Genomic DNA, 22722 nt, shown 5'->3' on the forward strand with positions numbered 1-22722 from the left:
CTGAGTCTCTCGATCACTTGTTGGAGACGGACTTCAGCGCGTTCTCGAGCATCGACTTGAGCTGGTCACCGGCGACGCCCCAGATCAGGACCACCAGACCGGCCGTCATCACGGTGATCAGCACCCAACCGGGTACGTCGCCGCGCTCCTTCCGCGCAGGCCGTGACGTCAGCAGCGCCACGTACATTCTCGTCATCAGTCGGGACATGGTTTCTCCTTGATTCACCCGGCGATCAGCCGGATTCCAACAGCGCCTGGATAGAAGGCGAAAGCGATGGTGACCGGCAGCACCAGGAAGATCACCGGGACCATCATGGCCACCTCACGGCGAGCACCGGACTCGATCAGCTCACGCCGCCCGGCCTCACGAATGTCACCGGCCTGCGCCCGCAGTACGTCGGCCAGCGGTGTACCGCGTTCGAGGGCGACCGCGAGCCCATCGGCGAACCGGGACAACGCCATCAAGCCGGTCCGGCCCGCCAGCGCATCGAGCGCGCGGACCAATGTGTCGCCGGCTCGGGTCTCCGCCAACACCTGCTTGAGCTCGTCCGCCAGATCACCCCGGCACGACCGCGCGACCCGGTCGAGTGCGGCGGCGGGGCCTTCGCCTGCCGCGACCGACAAGGCTAGGAGCTCCGCTACGGTCGGCAGCTCTGCGAGCAGCCTGCGCTCACGCCTGCGAACCTGCGTCGTGAGATAGGTGTCACGGGCAAGCACCCCGACGACGCCCACCACCGCGCAGAACACCAACATGCCGATCGGGTTGCCGACTCCGAACGCGACCGCCAGCAGCGAGACGATCAGCGCCGCGCCGAAGGCCGCCGTACCCCAGAGGAGTTGCTCGATGCGGAACTCCTCGACCGTCCGCTCCAGCCCGGCGCGGGCGAGTCTTCGGCGGATCGAGTTCGCGCCGCCGAGGACGCGCTCCAGCCGTCGGGCGCCAGAACGCAACGACGGGCCGAACAGCCGGAGGATCGCGTAGAACGGCGAGTTCGACGCGACGGCACCGAGGAAAACCTCGGACCCGTCGATATCCCGCAGGTACGGCGCGATGCGGTCGTCCGGCGTCGGTCGGCGCAGGAACGGCAAGCGCCGTACGACGATGAGCAGGCCGGCGCCGAACAAGGCGCCGAGCACACCACCGAGCACGATCGGAGTCATCGCAGCACCCGCTCGGGCTCGGGCAGCCGGCCGATCCGCAACATCAACCGGTACGCAAGCACGCAGATCACGGCACCGGCGCCGATGACGATCGCACCCACCGGTGAGTTGTACCGCTGGATCACATCGCCCTGGAACGACAACATCGCCAGCACGAGCCACGGCGCCGCGACCGCGACGCGGGCGCCGTTCACCGACCAGGACTGCCGCGACTCCAGCTCGGACCTGGTTCGGGCATCGTCGCGCAGGAACGTCGACAGGGATCGGAGCAGCCGACCGAGATCGCCACCGCCGACCTCGCGCGCGATCCGCAACGCCTCCACGACGCGGTCACCGACGGGATCCGCCAGTCGTGCCTTCAACCTGTCCAGCGACTCCGCGAACCGGCCGGTCGAGGCATAGTCCGCGCCGAACCGCCGGAACGGCTCCCGCAACGGCAGCGGTCCGCGCTCGCCCACCTGAGCCAGCGCCTCGGACAGCGACAACCCGGCCCGGACCGCGGACGCGATGTTGTCGACGACATCCGGCCAGAGCTCGCGGAACTCGGCCAGCCGCCGCCGGGCACGACTCCGCACCAACGCCACGGGCGCACCGCCGGCCATCAGACCGAACACCACACCGACCGGCCAAGCACCGGACACCGCGAACATCACCACGAGCCCGATCAGCCCGGTGACCAGGCACGCACCGATGAAGGCCGCCGGTGTCACACCCTCGACCCCGGCACTGGCCAGCAGATCGCGGCTGCGCGTCACCAGGCGACCGTCCTGCGCAACGCGGGCCTCGGCCGGCGCCACGAATGTCGCGATGATCAGCAGCAGGCCGACGCCGAAGAAGAGTCCGAGCAGAAGCCCCATCAGCCAGCACCTCGCGGCAGCTCGGTGAGCAGACCGGCGACGTTGTACCCCGCGTGCTGGAACCGCTCGGGATGCGGCAGGTGCCCTTCGGCCCGCCGCAACAACCCGTCCACCGTGCCGAACAGCGTCTCGGTCTCGATCGCCTGATCCTCGATCCGCCCGCTCACCGCCAGAATCTCCCGCACCCGACGGCGTCCGTCTGCAGCGATCCCGAGGTGTACGACGAGGTCGACACAACCGGCCACTGTCGGCAGCACGAACCGCGAACCGATGTTCTCGCCCGCCAGCAACGGCAGCGTGCACATCTTGGTCAGTGCCTCGCGCGCCGAGTTCGCGTGGATCGTGCACATGCCTGGCAATCCAGAGTTCAAAGCCAGCAAGAGATCCAGGCACTCCTCACCTCGGACCTCGCCGACGATGACTCGGGACGGTCGCATCCGCAGGGACTCCTTGACCAGGTCGCGCAGCCTGACCTCGCCAGTCCCTTCGAGACCGGCCTGCCGGGTCTGCATCGACACCCAGTCGGGGATCGGCAGCTTGATCTCGAAGACCTCTTCGCAGCTGATCACGCGTTCGCTGCCGGGGATCGAGCCGGCCAGCGCGTTCAGCATCGTGGTCTTGCCGGCCTGGGTGCCGCCCGAGACCAGGATGTTGAGCCCACAGGCCACCGAGGCGTCCAGCACGGCCGCGGCGTGCGGAGTCAGCGACCCGAGCTGGACCAGATCGTTCAGCCGGGTCGCGCGGACCGTGAACTTCCTGATGTTGATCGCTGCGAAGCGCTGGGTGATGCCACCGAGCACGATGTGAACCCGGCTGCCGTCAGGCAGCCGGGCGTCGGTGAAGGGCTGCGAGACGTCGACCCGGCGCCCGGTCGTCTTCAGCATCCGCTCGACCAGGTCGCTGACCTCTTCCTCGGTCAGCACTGTCGTGGTCAGCTCATGCCGGCCCTCGCGGGCGATGAAGACCCGGCTCGGCTCGTTGATCCAGATCTCCTCGACCTTGGGGTCGTCGAGATACCGCTGCAGCGGGCCGAATCCGGCGACCCGGTCGTGCACCTCGCGGCTGACCGCCTCGATGTCGCCGATCGGCGGGACCACGCCGGTCAGGCTGCGCTCGTCGTACTCCCGGACGACGGTGGCGACGATCGCGTTCACCGCGCCTGGATCTCGGAGCGGGTCGATCCCCTCGCGGCGCACGACATCGCGGACCTGAGCGTCGATCAGCTCGACGGCACCATCCCAGCCCGACCGGCGCGCGGCAAGTCTGTCGGCTGTCATCGGTCTCCCCGTTGATCCCGTCCGGCGACCCCACGGTCACCGTGCGCGACCATCTTTTCAACTTCGGGGCACCCTGCGCCACTCGCTCACGGCGGCCTGTGGATAACCGTGCCATGCCAGAGGCTCACTGAGCGTATCCACGCCGCACCTGCGCGTCCACAAAGTTGCACGTTGTTGCAAACGACTGATGTCAGCGGTGGATGAGGGTGTGCTCGAAGGAGTACCGGCTGGCGCGGTAGAGGTGCGAACCGAACTCGACCGGCTGACCGTGGTCGTCGTACGTGATCCGGGTGGTGGCCAGCAGCGGGTGCCCAGGCTCCTCGCCCAGCAGCCTGGCCTGCTCCGGAGACGCCGGTACGGCGGAGATTGTCTGGTGAGCCACCTTCAGCCGCACGCCCTCGGCCCGCAGCAGCTGGTAGAGCCCGCGCTCGGCCAAGGTGGTCGGGTCGGTCTCCAGGAGGTCCGGCGGGAGCCAGTTGCGCATCAGAGCGAGCGGCTCGCCGTCTGCGCGGCGTAGGCGCTCCAGACGCAGCACGCGGTCGCCCACCTCACACTGCAGCGCCGCCGCCACCTCTGCGGTCGCGGGCGCGATTCCGAGCCGCAGCACCTCGGTCTCCGGCTTGCGGTGCGCTGCGGCCAGGTCGTCGTACAGGCTCGTGAGCTCGAGCGAGCGGCGCACCTGGCCGGAGTTGCCGACCACCTGCGTCCCGACGCCACGCTTGCGCACCAGCAGCCCCTGGTCGACCAGGCGAGCGATCGCCTGCCGCACCGTCGGCCGGCTCAGCCCGTACGCCTCCGCGAGGTCCACCTCGTTGCTCAGCCGGGACCCGACCGGGAGCTCGCCACCTTGGATCGCCGCCTCGAGCTGCTGTGCCAACTGCACATGCAACGGCGTCCGACTGCTCCGATCAACCTGGACCTGCACGGTACTCATGGGCACATCCTGAAGCCTCCACCCTGATCAGTCGACCCGGGGCGGTGATTTGATCAGATCCTTTCCGATCACCCAACGTTCAACTAAGGGGTCTCTCCCGCTTCCGCGCCGTAGCGAGCATGTGCTCGGTGCGGTGCATCGGTGCGCTGGAGGGGAGGCCTCGATGTGGTTCATCGTGGCCTGTCCTCCAGTGCGGCGAGGTGCCGTGCCGAGTGCAGCGCAGTAGGCGGGGAAGCGGGAGAGGCGCCTCGCACCACACACAGCATCGTGAACGGCGGGTGAACGTGCCCGGAATCGGGTCCGGATAGCGGTCCGGGGATATCTGCCGAGGCTTTGTATACGCGAGGATGTCGCCTTCTGGATCATCCGCCGGCCCACTCGGGGGCTGCGCTGGCTTCAGGTGAGATGAGGACAAGCATGGAACCGTTGCGTATCGGGATCCTTGGTGCGGCCCGGATCGCGGGGCGCGCGATCGCCGAACCGGCCCGGCTGACCGGCGCCCGGCTGGTCGCCGTCGCTGCCCGGGACCGGGATCGAGCCGAAGCGTTCGCGGCGGAACACGGCGTCGAACGCGTGCACGCCTCGTACGACGACGTGCTCGCCGACCCGGAGGTCGAGGCGATCTACAACCCGCTCGCGAACGCGTTGCACGGCCCCTGGAACCTCAAGGCGATTGCCGCCGGCAAACATGTGCTGACGGAGAAACCCTCGGCCAGCAACGCAACCGAGGCAGCGTTGGTGCGCGACGCTGCCGCGGAGCGCGGTGTGGCAGTCATGGAAGGCTTTCACTACCTCTTCCACCCTGTTACCCGCCGACTGCACGAACTGCTCGCCAAGGGTGAGCTGGGCGACCTGCAGCACGTGGAGACCACCATGGTGATGCCCCCGCCGCCGGAGGACGACCCGCGCTGGTCCCTGCCGCTGGCCGGCGGCGCACTGATGGACGTGGGCTGCTACGCCCTGCACGCACAGCGCTCTGTGGCGCCCTGGGCCGGCGGTGCGCCACGTCTGGTCAGCGCCCGCGCCGGTGAGCGCAAGCGGCTGCCTGGTGTGGACGAGTGGCTGAACGCTGACCTGGAGTTCCCGAACGGCGCTACTGGTGCAGTGCGGACCAGCATGGGCGCGGAGACCCTCGACTTCAGCTGCAAGATCGTCGGCACTCGCGGCGAGGCCTTCGCACCAAGCTTCGTGCTGCCCCACAACGACGACCGCGTCATCGTCACCACGAAGGAAGACCACTGGGTCGAGCACCTCGGCCGCAAGTCGTCGTACGCGTACCAACTGGAGGCGTTCGCCGCGCACCTCCGCACTGGCGCCCCGCTGCCGACCGACGCCGACGACGCTGTGGCCACCATGCAGCTGATCGACGAGGCCTACTTGGCAGCAGGTCTCTCTCCCCGTCCGTCGCTCTAATTGGTGCAGGCTGCGCGGGCGAAGGCCTCGATCAGTGCATGTGGTCGAGTGCCATCGCCTGCCAGCTCCGGCTGGAACAACGTGGCCAGATAGAACGGGTGCTCTGGCAGCTCCGCAATCCGCGGATCACCCTCGTCGTCGTACGCGCTGAAGACCATGCCCTGCTCGCGCAGCACGTCCAACCGGCTGCTGTCGAGGCCATAGGCACAGTGGTAGCGCTCGGTCGACCGCTCAACACCCAGTACGGCGGCCGCCCGCGTCCCCGGCGTTATGTGGATCACGCCCTCGTGGCCGACGAGTGAGCAGGCCAGCTCGACGATCAGCTGGTCTTCGGCCTCCGGGTGGTTCTCGCCGTGCTGTACTGCGGTCTGGCCGCAGACGTTGCGGGCGAATTCCAGCATCGCGTGCTGGAAACCACCACAGGTCCCGAAGAAGGCGATCCCGTTCTCGCGTGCGATCTGGACCGCGTGGATCGCCCCGGCCTCGTCGCGGTACGGACTGCCGGGCAGCAGCCAGATCCCGTCGAAGCCCTTGAGCGACGCGTCGACCTCGCCGGTCGGCACCCAGTAGACGTCGAGATCGAGGTTGTCGCGTTCGCGCAGCCGATCGAGCAGACCGGGCACTCTCGTGTGTGACCGGACGTGTGGCGAGCGGTCGCCGACCAGGGCGATGCGTGCGGAGTAAGCGTTCATGGATTCATCGTGTGGCAGATGGCCGCATCAGCGCCAACGATGATCTCTACACCGAGTATCAGCGATACTTATCTCGTGGATCCGCACCTGCTGCGCACCTTCGTCACGGTGGCCGAACTCGGCTCGTTCTCCGCCGCCGCGGACCGGCTCGGCTACACCCAATCGGCCGTGTCGCAGCACATCGCCGTACTGGAGTCCGACCTCGGTACGCCGCTCTTGCACCGACGACCGGTGACTCCGACGCCCGCTGGTGAGCGTTTACTCGAACACGCCGGTGCGATCCTGCTCCGCCTCGCCGCCGCCCGAGCCGACGTCCATCGCGCGGTCGGTGACCCGCCGGGCACGCTGACGATCGCCGCCTCTCCGCTGGCAGCCGTCGGTGGCCGCCTCGCCACAGCTCTCACCGCCGTACGACGTTCGCACCCTGGAACCGTGGTCACGCTGACTGTCTGCGGCCGCGCCGAAGTCGCCCACGGCGTGGCAGTCGGCGAATACCATCTGGGCCTGATCGACGGCGTGGCTGCGCCGACCGACCCGCTCCTGCTCGTCGATGCCGGCACGCTACGCACCAGCGCGGTAGCGCACGACGCCCTGGTCGTTGCCCTAGCCAACGATCACCCATTGGCCAAACGGCGCCGGATCGCTTTGCACGACCTGGTCGACGCCCGCTGGATCGACGCTCCGGACGTCGCCGCACCCCTCGCGGCCCTCCGCGCGGCCACCGACTCCGACGGCTTCCGCCCGGCCCTCACCTACACCGGCAGCGACCTCACCACGCTCCTGGACCTGGTCGCCGCCGGCCACGGCCTCGCCGTACTCCCGGCTGCCCTAGCACCGACGGCCACCACTGTCCCGCTCACAACGCCACGCCTGCAGCACCGCATCGATCTCCTGCACGGCCACCTCCCCGGCGTCGCGGCAGCCTCTCTCGCCGCCGCGCTCGCCGGATGAAGGGTTAGTCGTGGGTGGGGAAGCCGAGGTTGATGCCACCGTGGCTGGGGTCGAGCCAGCGGGAGGTGACGACCTTGGTGCGGGTGAAGAAGTGCACGCCGTCCATCCCGTGCGCGTGCGTGTCGCCGAAGAGTGAGTTCTTCCAGCCACCGAACGAGTAGTAGGCCATCGGGACCGGGATCGGAACGTTGATCCCGACCATGCCGACCTCGACCTCGTTCTGGAAGCGGCGGGCGGCACCGCCGTCGTTGGTGAAGATCGCCGTCCCGTTGCCGTACGGGTTGGAGTTCACCAGGTCGAGAGCTGCGTCGTACGACGGCAGCCGGACCACCGACAGCACCGGACCGAAGATCTCGTCGGTGTAGATCGACATCTCCGGCGTGACCTTGTCGAACAGGGTCGGGGCGAGCCAGAAGCCGTCGTCACCACCGTCGAAGTCGCCGTTCCGGCCGTCGACGACGAGCTCGGCGCCCTCCTCGACACCGGCCGCCACATACCCGACGACCTTGTCGCGGTGTGGGCCGGTGACCAGCGGGCCCATGTCGGTGGAGCGGGTACCGTCTCCGGTCTTGAGCTTCGCCATCCGCTCGGTGATCTTGCCGATCAGCTCGTCGGCGATCGGCTCGACCGCGACCAGGGCCGAGATCGCCATACAGCGCTCACCGGCCGAACCGAAGCCGGCGTTCACCGCGGCGTCGGCGGCCAGGTCGAGGTCCGCGTCGGGCAGCACGATCATGTGGTTCTTCGCGCCGCCGAGCGCCTGCACGCGCTTGCCGTTCTTGGTGCCGTTCTCGTAGACGTACTTCGCGATCGGCGTCGAGCCGACGAACGAGACCGACTTGATGTCCGGGTGCTCGAGCAGCCGGTCGACGGCCTCCTTGTCGCCGTGCAGCACGTTCACCACGCCGTCCGGCAGACCGGCCTCCTTCCAGAGCTCGGCCATCGCGTTCGCCGCCGACGGGTCCTTCTCGGACGGCTTGATCACCACGCTGTTGCCGCAGGCGACCGCGATCGGGACGAACCACATCGGCACCATCGCCGGGAAGTTGAACGGCGAGATGACCGCGCTGACGCCCAGCGGCTGCCGGATCGAGTAGACGTCGACCTTGGTCGAGACGCCTTCGCTGAAACCGCCCTTGAGCAGATGCGGGATCCCGCAGGCGAACTCGATCACCTCTAGACCGCGGGTGACCTCGCCGAGGGCGTCGGACAGCACCTTGCCGTGCTCGGCCGTGATCAGCGCGGCGATCTGCTCCTTGCGCTCGTTCACCAGCTCGCGATAGGCGAACAGGACCTGCGTGCGCTTGGTCAGCGAGGTCTGCCCCCACGCCTTCGAGGCGTCGTGCGCGACCTTGACCACCTCGTCGACGGTGGCCGTCGAGGCGAGGTCGAGCTCACCGGTGACCTCGCCGGTGGCGGGGTTGTAGACGTTGCTGGTGCGCTCGGCGACGCCGGTCCACGGGCTGCCGCCGACCAGATGGGTGATGCGCTTGATCTCAGTACTCACAACAAGTTCCTTTCAGCTTCAGCTTTGGCTTCGGCCTCAGCCGAGGACTGCCTGGCGGTCGGCAAGGTCGACGGTGACGGGTTGACCGGTGCTCAACGACGCGACCCCGGCCTCACAGACTGCGGCGGCCGCGTAGCCGTCCCAAGCGCTCGGGCCGTCGATCTCACCGCGTCCGACCGCCTCGACCCAACGCTGCACCTCGATGTCGTACGCAAGGTCGAAGCGGATTCGGAAGTCCTCCGGCATCGCACCACCCCAGTGTCCCGCGGCCCGGGTGACGACCCCAGAGCCGAGCCCGATGGTCGCGCTCCCGCGCTCGGCAACCGCCTCGCAGCGCACTTCGTACCCGACCTGGAAGTTCACGAACACCTCGACGTCGGCCATCGCGCCGTTCGCCATCTCGAACACAGCGAACTGCGGATCGAGCACACCCTCGGGCACCGAACTGGTGGGCTTCGGCGCGTGCACGGTGATCTTGCTGATCTCGGAGTCGAGCAACCAGCGCGCGACATCGACCTCGTGCACCATCGAGTCCCGCACGATCATCTCGCTGCGGAACCCCGGCCCGTTGGCCTTGTTGCGGTGCACGTTGTGCAGCAGCAGCGGGCGGCCGAGCTCCCCGGAATCGAGCAGCTGCTTCAGAGCGTCGTACTCGGGGTCGAAGCGCCGCATGAAGCCGACCTGGATGAGCTGCCGGCCGAGTTTGTGCTCGGCCTCGACCACCTGCAGCGAGGAGGCCGCGTCCATCGTCAGCGGCTTCTCGCAGAGCACCGGTTTGCCGTGCTCGAGACACGCGAACAGCTGCTCTGCGTGCGCGAACCCCGGTGACGCAAGGATCACCGCGTCGACGTCACGCGCGCCGATCAGCGCCAGCGGATCGGCAACCACCCGCACCGCGCTCGGCGACGTACCAGCACCCGGGGCGGCCGAGAGCCGGCTCGCGAGTTCCTCCGCGCGAGCGGTGTCCGGGTCCGATACCGCGACCAGGCGCGCGCCCGACGTCCGCCGTACGATCCGCTCGGCGTGGTCCGCGCCCATCGCGCCAACCCCGACGATGCCGATCCGCAGATCAGTCATTGCTCCTTCTCCCCTGTGTTCGTCTCGTCCTCGATCTCGGCCACCGCATCGGGGGCCAGATCGCGCAGCTCGTGGCTCAACGCCTCCAGCTCGGAGCCACCGGCCATCTCCGTGGTCAGCTGCTCCAGCGTGATGTCGGCCCGGTGGGTGTCGAGTGCGACCCGTCCGAGCTTCAGTACGACGAAGTGGTTGCCGACCAGGTAGGCGTGATGCGGATTGTGGGTGATGAAGATGACGCCGATCCCGGCGTCGCGGGCCTTCACGACGTACTTGAGCACCACGCCGGACTGGTTTACGCCCAGCGCCGCGGTCGGCTCGTCCAGGATCAGCACCTTGGCGCCGAAGTGGATGGCCCGCGCGATCGCGACACACTGCCGCTGACCGCCCGACAGCTTGCCGACCGGCTGCTCCAGGTCGGGGATCGAGATCCCCATCTTGGTCAGCTCCTCGCCGGCGATCCGCTTCATCGCCCGCTCGTCGAGCTGCCGGAACGGGCCGCGGGTGAGCTCATTCCCGAGGAAGAAGTTCCGCCAGACCGACATCAGGGGTGCGAGCGCGAGGTCCTGGTAGACGGTCGCGATCCCGCTGTCCAGCGACTCCCGCGGCGAGCTGAAGTGTCGCTCCTCGCCGTTCACCGACATGGTGCCGGAGGTGTAGTCGTGCAGGCCGGCGATGATCTTGATCAGCGTCGACTTGCCGGCGCCGTTGTCGCCGAGCACACAGGTGATCTCGCCCTGCCGAACCGACAGGGACACCCCACGCAATGCGTGGATGTTGCCGTAGCTCTTGCCGACGTCCTCCAGGAGGACGATCGGTGTGGTCGGGCTGTTCGTAGCCTCGGACGCGAAGCTCTCCGTGGTGGTCATCGTGCCTCCGCCCGGTTCTTGACGATCAGGTTGACGATGGTGGCCAGCAGCAACATTGCACCGAGGAAGGCCTTGAACCAGTCGGGGTTCCAGCCGGCGTACACGACGCCGAGCTGCACCATGCCGAAGATCAGCGCGCCCACCGCGCCGCCGACCACCGAGCCATAGCCTCCGGTGAGCAGGCAGCCGCCGACCACCGCGGCGATGATGTAGAGGAACTCCTTGCCGACGCCCTCACCGGACTGCACCACGCCGTTCTGGACGAACAGCAACTGCATCCCGGCGAACCAGGCGAAGAAGCCGACCGTCATGAACAGGCCGATCTTCACCTTCCGCACCGGTACGCCGACCGCCCGGGCCGCCGCGGCGTCGCCGCCGACCGCGAAGATCCAGTTCCCGATCTGGGTCTTCAGCAGCACCCAGGCGGCGATCGCGACGAACACGATCCACCAGACGATGATGATCTTGATCGTCACGCCGCCCAGCTTGAACTCCGAGGCGAACAGCTTCTGGGCGGACCCGAAGCCGTCCATGTCGCTGATCGAGTTCGACGCGACCGCCCCGGACGCCAGCCGGGTGACGGCGATGTTCAGGCCTTGCAGGATGAAGAAGGTGCCCAGCGTCACCAGGAAGCTGGGCAACCCCGTCCGCATCAGCAGCCAGCCGTTGAACGCACCGACCGCCAACGAGACGACCAGCGCCAGCAGGATGCCGACCCACACGTTCAGACTGAGTTGATAGGCGAACAGGCCGGCCGTCAGACCGGATGTCGTCACCGCGACACCGGCCGACAGGTCGAACTCGCCGCCGATCATCAGCAGCGCGACCGGCACCGCCATCACTCCGATCAGCGCGGCCTGGTACAGGATCGTGCCGGTGTTGTTGACGTCGCGGAACGGTGGCGCGGCGATCAGGAAGAACACCAGGATGACCGCTGCGCCGACCAGCGATCCGATCTCGGGCCGGCTGAGCAGCCGCACCCCGACGGACCGGGCCGAGACCCGGTCGTCCGCCGCGGCGGGAGAAGTGATGGTCGATGCCATGGCGCTACCTCAGCGGGTCCCGGCCGCGGCGTACTTCGCGACGGCCTCGATGTTCGTCTTGTCGATGAAGGCCGGCCCGGTCAGGGTCGCCTCACCACCGCCGATGGTGTCGCCGTTGGTCTTGTTCAGCCAGATCGCGTCCACCGCGAGGTAGCCCTGCAGGTACGGCTGCTGGTCGACAGCGAACTGCACAGTGCCGTCCTGGACCGCCTTCGCCATCTCCTTGCTCATGTCGAAGCTGCCGACCTTGGCCGCCGAGCCGGCCGTCTTGGCCGCCTTGACCGCGGTCAGCGCGACGCCGGCGTTCAGCGCGACGACGTAGTCCGCGGTCTTGTCCTGCTGCAGCTTCGCGGTCAGCGTCGCCTCGGTCCCGGGCTGGTCGGATCCGGTGACGTTCACGTTCTCGACGGCGCCGAACTTGTCCTTGATGCCCTGGCAGCGGGCCTCGAGGCTGACGTTGCCCTGCTCGTGGATGACGCAGATGACCTTCTTCGCGCCGAGCTCCTTGAGCTTCTCACCCGTCGCCTGCCCGGCGATCCGCTCGTCCTGGCCGAAGTACCCGATCGCGCCGGTGCCCTTCCAGCTGTCGAGCCCGCCGTTCAGGACCGTCACCGGGATCCCGGCCGCGACCGCCTTCTTCAGGTTCGGGATGACGGCGTCCGGCTTGTTCAGGGTGAGCGCGATCCCGTCGACCTTGGCGTCGATCGCGGTCTGCACCAGGTTCGCCTGGGCCGCGCCGTCGGGGTCGCTGGAGTACTGCAGCTCGATGTTGTCCTTCTTCGCCGCCGCCTCCGCACCGCGCCGGACGATGTCCCAGAAGGTGTCACCGGGCCCCGAGTGGGTGATCAGTGCGACCTTCATCCGCGGCGTGTCCGCGACACCGCTCCCGCTGCCGCTCGAGCCCTGCTCCTCCTGCTTGCCCCCGGAGGAACTGCACGCGGCGAGTGCCGTGACGAGCACGACCGCCGCGCTCGCGGCCACTGCCTTCCTGTGCCACCGAACCATGACTCCAACCAGCCTTTCAGATGTTCCGCGGTCGACCCGCGGAGAATTGCGTTGGGACCAGCGAGTTTCACACTCTGCTGGCCATCACACCGATACGCCACCCCCGTGGGATCTCAGATAGGCCAACGTCCGGGCCGCGATCGGCAGCGGCACGTCCGGTGGGCAGGGGTACATGTCCTGCTCCACGATCGCGAACAGCTCGACGTCGAGCCCGGCGAGCTCCGCCAGCAGCGGCGGAAACTCCGGTACGCCGTGCGGTGGCTCGGCCATCACACCGCGCTCGATCGCCTGGTCGAAGCTGATCTCCTGACCCTGGATCGCGGCCAGGACCTCAGGGTTCACCTGCTTGAGGTGCAGGTAACCGATGCGGTCCGGGTACTTGCGGATGAGCTCGAGGTTGTCGCCGCCGCAGTAGCTGATGTGACCGGTGTCCAGACACAGGCCGACGTGTTGCGGGTCCGTCTCCTCGAGAAAGCGCTCGACCGTGTCCTGGTTGTCCACATGACCATCCGCGTGCGGGTGGTACTGCAGCCGGACACCGAACTCCTCCGCGACCCGGCGACCGAGCTCGCTCACCTGCTTGCCGTGCGCGGCCTGGCCGGCGTGATCGAGGCGCTCCTCGGTGATGCTGCCATCGGCATCTCGCCACATCGACGGCATCACGACGAGGTGCTTGGCGCCCATCGCCGCGGCCAACTCGGCGGTCGGCGCGACACCCTGCCAGGTCGACTCCCAGCCATCGGGCCGGTGCAGCTGCTCGAACGTCGTACCGGCCGTCATGGTGAGGCCACGCTGGTCGAGCTCTGCCTTCAGCTGGGCCTTGTCGGTCGGCAGATAGCCGTACGGACCCAGCTCGATCCGCGTGTAACCAGCCTCGACGACCTCGTCGAGGAACCGGGTCCACGGTGTCTGCCGCGGGTTGTCGGCGAACCAGACTCCCCACGAGTCCGGCGCCGTACCGACGTTGATAGCTGCCATGTGTCAGTCGCCCTCGACTGGTGCGAGGTATCCGTGCTGAGCCTTCTTGCTCTCCTGGTACGACGCCGCGGCGGCCTGGGTGGATTGCAGCTCGGACACCTCGCTCACCGGAACGTCCCACCACGCCTCACTGTCCGGCGAACCGATCAGCGGGTCGGTCGTGACGTGGATCGCGATCGGTCCCGTCGCCGCCTTGGCGGTGTGGATCGCCTTGTCCAGCTCATCCCGGCTGTGCACGTCGAGCACCTCGATCCCGAAGCTGCGGACATTCGCCGCGAGGTCGACTGGGAGGTAGTCGCCGTCCAGCCGGCCGTCGCCGGTCCGCTTCCGGTATGCCGTGCCGAACCGCTGCGAACCCAGTGATTCCGAGAGGGCACCGATCGACGCGAAGCCGTGGTTCTGCACCAGGACGACGATGATCTTCAGGTTCTCCTGGACGGCGGTGGCCAGCTCACTCGACATCATCAGATACGACCCGTCGCCGACCATGACGAAGACATCGCGCTCCGGCGCGGCGAGGCGGACACCCAGACCGCCGGCGATCTCGTAACCCATGCAGGAGAAGCCATATTCGACGTGGTATCCCTTCGGGTCGCGGGTCCGCCAGAGTTTGTGCAGGTCGCCGGGCATCGATCCGGCGGCACACACGACTACATCAGACGGCGCCGACAATTCGTTGACGGCACCGAGAACCTGGCCCTGGGTGAGCAGGCCGTTGGCCAACTTCCCGGTCACCTCGGCGGAGGGGTTGTAATGTGCCGAGACAATGCCGTCCCAGTTCCTTGAGAGTTCCGTGGCCGTCGAGGTGTACTGGCTGTCCACGGACCAGTCACCGAGCGCGGATCCCAACGACACAAGGGCTTCCCGCGCATCCGCGACGAAAGGAAGGCCGGCATGTTTGGCACTGTCGAAGCGCGCCACGTTGATGTTCACGAAGCGCACCGCCGGATTGGCGAAGGCGGTCCGGGAGGCCGTCGTGAAGTCGCTGTAGCGGGTGCCGATACCGATCACCAGGTCGGCCTCACGGGCCAGCGCGTTCGCTGCCGTCGTACCGGTCGAGCCGACCGCACCCATCGACTGCGGGTGGTCGTAGGTCAACGATCCCTTACCTGCCTGGGTTTCCGCGACCGGGATGCCGGTCGCTTGCGCGAAGGCGCGCAGCGCGTCCTCGGCACCGGAGTAGTGCACACCGCCACCGGCGACGATCAACGGCCGCTGCGCGGACCGTAGGAGATCTACCGCCTTGTCGACAATTGATGCTTCCGGCAACGGGCGCGCGACGTACCAGGTGCGCTCGGCGAAGAGCTCCTCCGGCCAGTCGTAGGCCTCGGCCTGCACGTCCTGCGGAAGCGCCAGCGTCACCGCACCGGTCTCGACCGGGTCGGTGAGCACGCGCATCGCGTTCAGCAAGGCTGAGGGAAGTTGCTCGGGGCGCCAGACCCGGTCGAAGTACTTCGAGACCGGGCGGAAGGCGTCGTTCACCGAGACGTCGCCGGCGCCGAAGCTCTCCAGCTCCTGCAGCACGGGAGTCGCCACCCGGGTTGCGAACACATCCGAAGGGAGGATCAGAACCGGGAGCCGGTTGATCGTGGCCAAGGCCGCGCCGGTGACCATGTTGGTCGAGCCTGGGCCGACGCTTGCTGTGCAGGCGTAGGTCTGGAGCCGGTCGCGGGTGCGGGCGAAGGCGGCCGCGGTGTGCACCATGGCCTGCTCGTTGCGGGACAGGATGTACGGCAGAGCCGTCGGGTCCTCGAGCTCGGCCTGCAGCAGTGCCTGGCCGACACCCGCAACGTTCCCGTGCCCGAAGATGCCCAAGGTGCCGGCGATCAACCGCTGCCGGACTCCGTCGCGCTCCGAGTACTGGACGCTCAGGAATCGCACCAACGCCTGCGCGACCGTGAGGCGCACCGTCATGACTCTTCTCCTTCAGCTCCGAAAGGCAGTGCTTGTTCGAAGGGCAGGCGGGGATCGATCTGCTGGGTCGCCCACAGCTCGCGGACCCAGCCGTGTTGCGGGTCGTCGGTGATCAGCCACTCGCGCTCGGCACCGGGGCCGGCCATCACGTTCAGGTAGTACATGTCATAGCCAGGAGGCGCCATCGCAGGACCATGCCACCCATGAGGTACCAGGACCAGATCGCCGTTGCGGACCTCCGCAAGCACGTCGATCGGCCGGTCCGCGGTGCCGTAGACCCGCTGGTAACCGATCGGGTCGTTGCCCTGGACACCTACCGGGGCCGCGTCGGACAGCTGCAGCTCGAAGTAATAGATCTCCTCGAGCACACTTTCCTTACCAGGCTTGTGCTCGTCGTGCTTGTGCGGCGGGTACGACGACCAGTTCCCTGCCGGGGTGAGAACTTCGCAGGCGATCATCGAGTCGGCCTCGAGAACCCCCGGCGTACCGAAGTTGCGCACTTGGCGGGACGAGACCCCCGCACCACGTAGCTCGGACTCCACCTGCTCGGTACCGATCCGGCGGAAGGGGTAGTCGTTCGCCGCCTTCGCGTGTGGGAAGGCGATGCGTGCACCGCCTGCGCTGGTGACCGCGACGGTGGTTCCCCGCGGGACGTACGCGAAGTCGGTCGGCCCGGCGAACACGTCGGCCCGTCCACCAAGCGGCACGGTCTCGCCGTCCACGACAACTTCGGCCGACCCGCTGAGCGGGAGCACCAGGTACTCGCAGTCCTCGGTGTCGAACTCGACCGATTGCCCCGGGTGCAGCGTGGCGACGTACAAGCCGCTGTACTCCCACTCCTTGTCGCCCGGGGTGACTGCCACATCAAACCCATCGCGAGCTGTACTACCCGCCGGCTTGAACCATTCCGTCACATCACACCTCCGTGGGTGTAGGCCACGCGGCTGGTGTCCTTGGCCAGGCGGATCATGCGGTGGCTCCGTGGACGAGGGAGGCGGCTTGGTCTACGGCGTAGGCGACGTTGCCGTCGGGTGGGAAGAGGAGTGCCCTGCCGACCACCAGACCGCGGACCGAGGGGAGGGTGAGTGCTTTGCCCCAGCGTGCGTAGGTTTCCTCGGGGGCGATCGTCGGGTCACCGCCTAGGAGGAGCGTGGGCAGGGTGGTCGCGTCCATCACGCGTTCGAGGTTGTCGACGACTGGGAGCTTGAGCCAGGTGTAGGCGCTTGTTGCGCCTAGGCCTGCGGCGATGTGGACGGACTTGATGACCGAGTCGGCGTCGAGGACGTTCGTGACGCGGCCGTCCTTGCGGGTCGACCAGAACGGTTCGACCATCGCCATCAGCTTGTGTTCGGCGAGCTCGGTGACGGCCTTCGCGCTGGCTTCCAGGGTGGCGACCGTGCCGGGGTCGGCGAGATCGATCCGGGTCAGCATCTTGCCACCGTCGAGTCGGCGCGACGCGATGTCCGCGGCGGAACCGTAGGCGGTGAAGCGGTCGTCGAGTTCGAAGGCCGAGCCCTGCAGACCGCCGCGGTTCATCGAACCGATGACGACCTTGCCTTCCAGAGCACCAAGCAGCAGAAGGTCTTCCAGTACGTCGGGAGTCGCCAGTACGCCGTCAACGCCGGGTCGCTCAAGTGCCGTCATCAGTCGTGCGATCAGGCCGGGGCGGCTGCCCATCGCGAAGTGATCGTCGCGAACACCCAGTGCACCACGAGCCGGGTGGTCCGCGGCGACGATCAGCAGTCGGCCGTCCGAGCCCACCAGTTCGCGGGTACGACGACGCTGCCAAGCCTCAGCAATCCGCTCCGGCTGCCGCACCCGGATCTCCGTCAACTCGTCCAATCGAGCCAACAGATCGTCGCGCCCGGTGCGCGCTGCCTCGGACCGTCCAACCGGATCCGCAGCCGGACGCGGCCGTCCACCCTCCGTCGCCGGATGCCAAGAATCCACCGCAGGCACCACCCGCCCCTGCCCACCCGAAGCCGACGCGACAACCGTCGGCTCGTCAGCGGGGTAAGCAACTCCGGGCGCGGCCGCCACCACGTTCGGGGGTGGTGGGTGCGCGGGACCGCTGGCCTCGGATGGGGTGGTTGGCACGGCGACGGTTGGGTCGTCAGGACCGGCGTAGGTGGCGGCCGGGTGGCCGACTGCAGGTGCGGTCGGTACGACGACGGTTGGGTCGTTTGCGGCCACGGTCATGGTTGGTTCGTCCGTCGTACGGGCCGGTTCGTTCATCGGAACCACGGTCGTCGGGTCGTCGGCACCGGGAACCTGTACGCGCGCCACGATCGTCGGATCGTTCGGCATCCCGGCCCGCCGCCGGGCCCGGGCCGCTTGCACCGATTGCACGACCGTGGGGTCCGTTGGGCTTACCTCGCTCGGCGGAGCAGCTGGTGGGACCACACGCTGTACGACGGTGGGGTCCGTGGGGCTGACCTGGTCGGGCTGCGGCTCACCCTGGGTGGGGCGGTTTACGGGGATGGGGCGGCGGGAGTCGGTCATGCGTTTTCACCCATCGTGGTGAGGACCTCGGTGGTGGTGGGCATGGCGGTGGAGCATTCGAGGCGGGAGGCGACTATGGCGCCTGCTGTGTTGGCGAAGCGGATGATTTTCTCCAGGGGCCAGCCAGCTAGTAGGCCGTGGCAGAGGGCTCCGCCGAAGCCGTCGCCGGCGCCCAGGCCGTTGACTACTTCTACCGGGTGGGGCGGGACCTCGACGCGTTCGTCGCGGGTGCGGGCGAGGGTGCCTTTGGGGCCTTGCTTGACTACGGCGAGCTCCAGGCCGCGGTCCAGTAGGGCTTGAGCGGCCTTGTCAGGGTCCGTCTCGCCTACTGCGACCTCGCACTCCTCGCGGTTGCCGACGGCAACTGTGCAGTAGTCCAGAGCGCGGCTGACCTGGGCGTGCGCCTCGCTCGGGTCGGCCCAGAACATCGGGCGGTAGTCCAGGTCCAGCACGGTGATCGGGCGGCGCCCGCGCGCCTCCCAGGCGGCGAAGTGGGCGGAGCGCGACGGTTCCGCGGACAACCCGGTGACCGTCGACCAGTAGATCGAGGCGTCGCGGATCGCGTCCAGGTCCAGTTCGGACGGGTTGATGACCAGGTCCGGGGCCTTCGGGAAGCGGTAGAAGTAGAGCGGGAAGTTGTCCGGCGGGAAGATCTCGCAGAATGTGATCGGCGTCGGCAACCCCTCCACCGGGGTGACGAAGCGGTCGTCCACGCCGAGTTCGCGCAGCGACGAGTGGATGAAGGTGCCGAACGGGTCATTCCCGGTTCGGCTGATCACCGCGGACTTCCGTCCGTGCCGGGCCGCGGCTACCGCGACGTTGGTGGCACTCCCGCCCAGGAACTTCCCGAACGAGGTCACGTCCTCCAGATGCGTGCCGATCTGCAGCGGGTACAGGTCTACCCCGATACGACCGATCGTCAGTACGTCGTCCGCCATCAAAGTCCCCGTCTCACAACAGCAGCGTCCCAGCTCATCCGACAGCCTCCGCGATCGCGCGCAGGTGCGCGATACTCACTCGTACGTCGACCACCGGGCCCTCGTCGGCCGGGCGGTCCTGCAGGATGGTGTCCTGCTCCAGCACGTACCAGCCGTCGTACCCAGCTTTCTCCAGCGTGCTCACGATCGCACCGAGGTCGATGTCACCGTGCCCGAGCGGACGGTACATGCCTTCGCGTACCGCGTCCGTGTACGAAACCTCACCCGACTGCACCTTCGCGGCCCAGGCGGCATCCACGTCCTTCAGATGCGTGTGCCTGATGCGGTCCGCGTGAGCCAGCGTCAGTGCGACCGGGTCGACCCCGCCGATCAGCAGGTGGCCGGTGTCCAGCGTGAGCCCGATCGACGAGCCCTGCAGCACCCGGTCGACCTCAGCAGCGTTCTCGACCATGGTTCCGACGTGCGGGTGGATGGTCGCCAGCACACCGCTCCGGGCTGCCAGTGCGGACAGCTTGTCCAGGTTGCCGAGCAGCGTGCTCCACCCGGTCTCGTCCAGCACCGGGCGGTCGTCGTACCCATCGCTACCGGTGGCGGCCGCCAGGACCAGCGTCCCAGCGCCAGCAGCCACAAACCCCTCGAGCGCGGCAGCGACCTCAGGTGCGGGATCGTGCGCCGGATCGTGCAGTACGACGGGCACGAACCCGCCCACCGCCCGCAGCCCGACGTCGGCCAGCGTCTTCGCCTTCTCGGCTGGATCCTCGGGCAGGAACCCGTCCGGCCCGAACTCGGTCGCGGCGAGCCCGACGGCGCGCATCTCGGCCAGGACGGTCTCGGCGTCGTACTGATAGCCCCAGCCGGGAACTTCGCAGACACCCCACGAGATCGGAGCACCCGCGATCCGGGCAGCCAGGTCAGTCATCGAGCACAGTCTCCTCTATCGCAGCAACAAGGTGGGTCAGGCAGAAACGGTGACAACACGGTTCTCGTGGCGAGAAAGCTCACAGGCATCGGCGATCCGGAACGCCGCGAGTGCGTCGCGGACCGTGCACGGCACGTCACGCGTCCCGGCGGCCACTTCGGTGAAGGCGGTCAGTTCGGCCACGTACGCCGGCTGGAAGCGATCCATGAAGGTGAGATGCGGCGGACCGGGTGGGAAGTTCACGCCGGGCTCGGCCGACCGAAGAGCGGTGTGCTCGTCGAGCCCGACCGCGATAGACCCCAGACTGCCCTGCAGCTCCATCCGCACGTCGTGGCCGGCCGCGTTGTAGCGCGTCCCGCTCACGATCGCGAAGGTCCCGTCGTCAAGGGTGAGCAGCGCCGCCGCGGAGTCGACGTCACCGGCCTCGCCGAAGAAGGCCTCGCCGCGGTTCGCGCCGGTCGCGTACACGCTGACGACCTCGCGCCCGGTGACGTACCGGATGATGTCGAAGTCGTGGACCGAGCAGTCGCGGAAGAAGCCGCCGCTCTGCGGGATGTACTCGCGGTGCGGCGGGAACGCGTCGTTCGTGTTCGCGCGGATGTGGTGCACGAAGCCGAGCTCGCCGGACTCAACCGCGGCCCGCGCGGCCTGATACCCCGCATCGAACCGCCGCTGGAACCCGATGTGCACCGGCACCCCACCGGCCTCGACCAGCTCGACCACCCGCTGAGTCTCAGCCAGATCAAGCGCCACCGGCTTCTCACAAAACGTCGGTACGCCGGCCGCCACCCCCGCCGCGATGAGCTCAGCGTGCGCTCCGGTCGCCGCCGCGATCACGAAACCGTCCAGGTCGGAAGCAAGAAGAGAAGCGACATCGGGGGCGAACCCGAGACCGAGCTCCTTCGCCACGGTCTCGGCCCGGGAGGGGTCAGCATCGGCGACGACCACCTGATCCACCGCCGGTAACCCTTGGAGCGTCGAGGCATGGAACGCCCCGATCCGCCCGACCCCAACCAACCCGATCCGCATCCGCTGCCCTCTCCCGTCCACACTCCGACCACCGGCCGCACCCGACGACGCGCGCCGCCGGCACCCGATCCACCGCCGCCAGCCTTCCTGGCTGCACACCAAGGTGTCAATAGTTTGTTAACACATTCGCACGTAGAGACATACATACCTGAGGCATGTAATATCCCGGGCCATGGCGACCCTCCCGATCAGCATCGATCGGACGAGCCCGGTGCCGCTCTACCACCAGCTCGCCGAGCAGCTGACTGCTGCGATCAGCGGCGGCACCCTGCGCCCCGGCGACCCATTCGAGAACGAGATCGCCATGTCGGACCGCCTCGGCCTGTCCCGGCCGACCGTGCGCCGCGCGATCTCCGAGCTGGTCAACAAAGGCCTGCTGGTCCGCCGCCGCGGGATCGGCACCACCGTCGCCAACCGCATGGTGCACCGCAAGGCCGAGCTGACCAGCCTGTACGACGACCTGATCCGCGAGGGCCGCACCCCGCGCACCGACGTACTGTCGTTGACCACCGAGGCCCACGACGACCGCGCCGCCGAGATGCTCGGGCTGCCCACCGGCACCCCGTTGGTCTCGATCGTCCGCCTCCGGTACGCCGGTGACCAGCCGCTCGCGATCCTGCGCAACTGGTTGCCCCCGGCACTCAACGACCTGACCACCGCAGACCTTGAGCGCGACGGCCTGTACGCCGTCCTCCGCGCCCGCGGGATTCGGCCGACCGTCGCCCGCCAGCGCATCGGTGCCCGCAACGCGACCGCCGAGGAACGCCGTACCCTCCACATGTCCAAGGCCGAGCCCCTGGTCACCATGACCCGATCCGCGTACGACGCCGACGGAGCACCCGTCGAATACGGCAGCCACTGCTACCGCGCCGACCAGTACTCGGTCGACGTACTGGTCTCCGAACGCTAGCCAGGGATCTCCGAGGCCACGCCGGGCACGATGCCCCAGTAATGCTGAGTGTCCGCAAGCGACATCGCATGACCCTTGCGCGGCACCTTCTGACGCGTCTCGATGAGGACTCCCCGGTCGGCGTAGAAGTCTTCGTCGAACGGACGGACACCGAGCGCGGCGGCGTACTCGGCAAGCAGCTCTGAAGTAAAACGCGAGCGCACAGTCCGAGCCTGGTACCGATCCGGCTGCTCGAACGCCTGGACGGTTCCGGAAGCCTCGAAACTCCACCGGCTACCGTCGTGCGAAGCCGAGATCGTCCGGACGTAGTTCAGGAAGTCGGTCGGCAACGGCCCGAACAGCTCGAACTGCACCGCGCCATACCGTCCCGGCGTCTCCAGCCCAGTACCGAACGTGTGCGGCGTCGAGTCGAGAGCGAGTCCGTGGCACTTCAGCTCCTCGGTCAGATACCCGACCGTGCTCACCGCATCAGTGCCCTGGAACCCACAGTCGAAGTACGCCGTCCAGCGGTCCCCCACTGTGCCGACGAGGAGCTCGCGCGGCCGCACACCACCTGTCAGTGGTGGCAGCCGCTCGAGCATCTCCGGGAGACTCCCGCCGACCGGTACCGCCTTCGCCCGCCCGTGCAGCTGTTGCCGCCAGGCACGGAGCCCCTCGGCCGCCACCTCCAGTGGCACCTCGAGAAACCCGAACCGCGAGGTCGTGGGCGCGAACCGGTCGGACAGAAGCGTGATCACTCCAGCATTCTC

Annotated in this window: 22 protein-coding genes; 3 read left to right on the forward strand and 19 right to left on the reverse strand. The window is 68.1% G+C overall.

Annotation, left to right across the window (positions count from 1 at the left end; all coding sequences use genetic code 11):
* Positions 1-13: 13 nt before the first annotated feature.
* From ACFTSF_RS20040 to ACFTSF_RS20060, 5 genes are all read right to left on the reverse strand, one after another.
* Entirely contained in the window at positions 14-196 is a 183-nt protein-coding gene (locus tag ACFTSF_RS20040; protein ID WP_380155296.1) for a hypothetical protein, read from the reverse strand.
* A 26-nt stretch (positions 197-222) separates the two neighbouring features.
* A complete protein-coding gene (locus tag ACFTSF_RS20045; protein WP_380155153.1) occupies positions 223-1161 on the reverse strand; it encodes a type II secretion system F family protein in 939 nt (312 codons plus the stop codon).
* Positions 1158-2018, reverse strand: coding sequence for a type II secretion system F family protein (locus ACFTSF_RS20050; RefSeq protein ID WP_344157977.1), 861 nt, complete (start codon positions 2016-2018; stop codon positions 1158-1160). The genes ACFTSF_RS20045 and ACFTSF_RS20050 overlap by 4 nt, the downstream gene beginning before the upstream one ends.
* Positions 2018-3295, reverse strand: coding sequence for a CpaF family protein (locus ACFTSF_RS20055; RefSeq protein WP_380155154.1), 1278 nt, complete (start codon positions 3293-3295; stop codon positions 2018-2020). Before ACFTSF_RS20055 ends, ACFTSF_RS20050 begins: the two co-directional genes overlap by 1 nt.
* Positions 3296-3485: 190 nt before the next feature.
* On the reverse strand, positions 3486-4229 hold the full coding sequence (locus ACFTSF_RS20060; protein ID WP_344157971.1) for a GntR family transcriptional regulator: 744 nt from the start codon (positions 4227-4229) through the stop codon (positions 3486-3488).
* A 417-nt stretch (positions 4230-4646) separates the two neighbouring features.
* Between ACFTSF_RS20060 and ACFTSF_RS20065 the strand changes: the two genes are divergently transcribed.
* Positions 4647-5642, forward strand: coding sequence for a Gfo/Idh/MocA family protein (locus ACFTSF_RS20065; protein WP_380155155.1), 996 nt, complete (start codon positions 4647-4649; stop codon positions 5640-5642).
* Here ACFTSF_RS20065 and ACFTSF_RS20070 read toward each other — a convergent pair.
* Positions 5639-6334 carry a hypothetical protein gene (locus tag ACFTSF_RS20070; protein WP_380155156.1) on the reverse strand — a complete coding sequence of 232 codons (696 nt, stop codon included), beginning with the start codon at positions 6332-6334 and terminating at the stop codon, positions 5639-5641. The genes ACFTSF_RS20065 and ACFTSF_RS20070 overlap by 4 nt on opposite strands.
* A gap of 75 nt (positions 6335-6409) precedes the next feature.
* Between ACFTSF_RS20070 and ACFTSF_RS20075 the strand changes: the two genes are divergently transcribed.
* On the forward strand, positions 6410-7285 hold the full coding sequence (locus tag ACFTSF_RS20075) for a LysR family transcriptional regulator (RefSeq protein ID WP_380155157.1): 876 nt from the start codon (positions 6410-6412) through the stop codon (positions 7283-7285).
* A gap of 4 nt (positions 7286-7289) precedes the next feature.
* Here the strand turns inward: ACFTSF_RS20075 and ACFTSF_RS20080 are convergent, their stop codons facing one another.
* The 12 genes from ACFTSF_RS20080 to ACFTSF_RS20135 all read right to left on the reverse strand — a co-directional run bounded on the left by ACFTSF_RS20080 (position 7290) and on the right by ACFTSF_RS20135 (position 21063).
* Positions 7290-8792, reverse strand: coding sequence for a CoA-acylating methylmalonate-semialdehyde dehydrogenase (locus ACFTSF_RS20080; RefSeq protein WP_344157959.1), 1503 nt, complete (start codon positions 8790-8792; stop codon positions 7290-7292).
* A 36-nt stretch (positions 8793-8828) separates the two neighbouring features.
* Positions 8829-9869 (reverse strand): Gfo/Idh/MocA family protein, encoded by a 1041-nt coding sequence (locus ACFTSF_RS20085; protein ID WP_380155158.1) that lies wholly within the window; start codon positions 9867-9869, stop codon positions 8829-8831.
* Entirely contained in the window at positions 9866-10735 is an 870-nt protein-coding gene (locus ACFTSF_RS20090) for an ATP-binding cassette domain-containing protein (protein ID WP_344157953.1), read from the reverse strand. The genes ACFTSF_RS20085 and ACFTSF_RS20090 overlap by 4 nt, the downstream gene beginning before the upstream one ends.
* Positions 10732-11778 (reverse strand): ABC transporter permease, encoded by a 1047-nt coding sequence (locus ACFTSF_RS20095; RefSeq protein ID WP_344157950.1) that lies wholly within the window; start codon positions 11776-11778, stop codon positions 10732-10734. The genes ACFTSF_RS20090 and ACFTSF_RS20095 overlap by 4 nt, the downstream gene beginning before the upstream one ends.
* 9 nt (positions 11779-11787) lie before the next feature.
* Positions 11788-12783 (reverse strand): substrate-binding domain-containing protein, encoded by a 996-nt coding sequence (locus ACFTSF_RS20100; protein WP_344157947.1) that lies wholly within the window; start codon positions 12781-12783, stop codon positions 11788-11790.
* Positions 12784-12867: 84 nt separating this feature from the next.
* Positions 12868-13761 (reverse strand): sugar phosphate isomerase/epimerase family protein, encoded by an 894-nt coding sequence (locus ACFTSF_RS20105; protein ID WP_380155159.1) that lies wholly within the window; start codon positions 13759-13761, stop codon positions 12868-12870.
* Positions 13762-13764: 3 nt separating this feature from the next.
* On the reverse strand, positions 13765-15675 hold the full coding sequence (iolD, locus tag ACFTSF_RS20110) for a 3D-(3,5/4)-trihydroxycyclohexane-1,2-dione acylhydrolase (decyclizing) (RefSeq protein ID WP_380155160.1): 1911 nt from the start codon (positions 15673-15675) through the stop codon (positions 13765-13767).
* Positions 15672-16589 (reverse strand): 5-deoxy-glucuronate isomerase, encoded by a 918-nt coding sequence (gene iolB / locus ACFTSF_RS20115; RefSeq protein WP_380155161.1) that lies wholly within the window; start codon positions 16587-16589, stop codon positions 15672-15674. Before iolB ends, iolD begins: the two co-directional genes overlap by 4 nt.
* Before the next feature lie 52 nt (positions 16590-16641).
* Positions 16642-17526 carry a deoxyribose-phosphate aldolase gene (locus ACFTSF_RS20120; protein WP_380155297.1) on the reverse strand — a complete coding sequence of 295 codons (885 nt, stop codon included), beginning with the start codon at positions 17524-17526 and terminating at the stop codon, positions 16642-16644.
* A gap of 647 nt (positions 17527-18173) precedes the next feature.
* The gene (iolC, locus tag ACFTSF_RS20125; protein ID WP_380155162.1) at positions 18174-19115 is read right to left on the reverse strand and encodes a 5-dehydro-2-deoxygluconokinase; all 942 of its coding nucleotides are present in this window, start codon (positions 19113-19115) and stop codon (positions 18174-18176) included.
* Between the two features lie 34 nt (positions 19116-19149).
* Positions 19150-20034, reverse strand: a complete 885-nt coding sequence (locus tag ACFTSF_RS20130) for a sugar phosphate isomerase/epimerase family protein (protein ID WP_380155163.1) — start codon at positions 20032-20034, stop codon at positions 19150-19152.
* Positions 20035-20070: 36 nt separating this feature from the next.
* Positions 20071-21063 carry a Gfo/Idh/MocA family oxidoreductase gene (locus ACFTSF_RS20135; RefSeq protein WP_380155164.1) on the reverse strand — a complete coding sequence of 331 codons (993 nt, stop codon included), beginning with the start codon at positions 21061-21063 and terminating at the stop codon, positions 20071-20073.
* 172 nt (positions 21064-21235) lie between these two features.
* On the opposite strand from ACFTSF_RS20135, the gene ACFTSF_RS20140 reads away from it, so the two are divergent.
* The gene (locus ACFTSF_RS20140) at positions 21236-21973 is read left to right on the forward strand and encodes a GntR family transcriptional regulator (RefSeq protein ID WP_344157925.1); all 738 of its coding nucleotides are present in this window, start codon (positions 21236-21238) and stop codon (positions 21971-21973) included.
* Here ACFTSF_RS20140 and ACFTSF_RS20145 read toward each other — a convergent pair.
* The gene (locus ACFTSF_RS20145; RefSeq protein WP_380155165.1) at positions 21970-22710 is read right to left on the reverse strand and encodes a hypothetical protein; all 741 of its coding nucleotides are present in this window, start codon (positions 22708-22710) and stop codon (positions 21970-21972) included. The two genes, ACFTSF_RS20140 and ACFTSF_RS20145, sit on opposite strands and share 4 nt — an antisense overlap.
* Between the last annotated feature and the right edge of the window lie 12 nt (positions 22711-22722).

The sequence above is a fragment of the Kribbella sp. NPDC056951 genome, from assembly GCF_042674205.1.
Lineage (GTDB): Bacteria > Actinomycetota > Actinomycetes > Propionibacteriales > Kribbellaceae > Kribbella > Kribbella yunnanensis.

Coding starts and splice junctions, on each gene's coding strand:
- ACFTSF_RS20040 (WP_380155296.1), bottom strand. CDS start 196: ATGACGAGAATGTACGTGGCGCTGCTGACGTCACGGCCTGCGCGGAAG.
- ACFTSF_RS20045 (WP_380155153.1), bottom strand. CDS start 1,161: ATGACTCCGATCGTGCTCGGTGGTGTGCTCGGCGCCTTGTTCGGCGCC.
- ACFTSF_RS20050 (WP_344157977.1), bottom strand. CDS start 2,018: ATGGGGCTTCTGCTCGGACTCTTCTTCGGCGTCGGCCTGCTGCTGATC.
- ACFTSF_RS20055 (WP_380155154.1), bottom strand. CDS start 3,295: ATGACAGCCGACAGACTTGCCGCGCGCCGGTCGGGCTGGGATGGTGCC.
- ACFTSF_RS20060 (WP_344157971.1), bottom strand. CDS start 4,229: ATGAGTACCGTGCAGGTCCAGGTTGATCGGAGCAGTCGGACGCCGTTG.
- ACFTSF_RS20065 (WP_380155155.1), top strand. CDS start 4,647: ATGGAACCGTTGCGTATCGGGATCCTTGGTGCGGCCCGGATCGCGGGG.
- ACFTSF_RS20070 (WP_380155156.1), bottom strand. CDS start 6,334: ATGAACGCTTACTCCGCACGCATCGCCCTGGTCGGCGACCGCTCGCCA.
- ACFTSF_RS20085 (WP_380155158.1), bottom strand. CDS start 9,869: ATGACTGATCTGCGGATCGGCATCGTCGGGGTTGGCGCGATGGGCGCG.
- ACFTSF_RS20090 (WP_344157953.1), bottom strand. CDS start 10,735: ATGACCACCACGGAGAGCTTCGCGTCCGAGGCTACGAACAGCCCGACC.
- ACFTSF_RS20095 (WP_344157950.1), bottom strand. CDS start 11,778: ATGGCATCGACCATCACTTCTCCCGCCGCGGCGGACGACCGGGTCTCG.
- ACFTSF_RS20100 (WP_344157947.1), bottom strand. CDS start 12,783: ATGGTTCGGTGGCACAGGAAGGCAGTGGCCGCGAGCGCGGCGGTCGTG.
- ACFTSF_RS20105 (WP_380155159.1), bottom strand. CDS start 13,761: ATGGCAGCTATCAACGTCGGTACGGCGCCGGACTCGTGGGGAGTCTGG.
- iolD (WP_380155160.1), bottom strand. CDS start 15,675: ATGACGGTGCGCCTCACGGTCGCGCAGGCGTTGGTGCGATTCCTGAGC.
- iolC (WP_380155162.1), bottom strand. CDS start 19,115: ATGGCGGACGACGTACTGACGATCGGTCGTATCGGGGTAGACCTGTAC.
- ACFTSF_RS20130 (WP_380155163.1), bottom strand. CDS start 20,034: ATGACTGACCTGGCTGCCCGGATCGCGGGTGCTCCGATCTCGTGGGGT.
- ACFTSF_RS20135 (WP_380155164.1), bottom strand. CDS start 21,063: ATGCGGATCGGGTTGGTTGGGGTCGGGCGGATCGGGGCGTTCCATGCC.
- ACFTSF_RS20140 (WP_344157925.1), top strand. CDS start 21,236: ATGGCGACCCTCCCGATCAGCATCGATCGGACGAGCCCGGTGCCGCTC.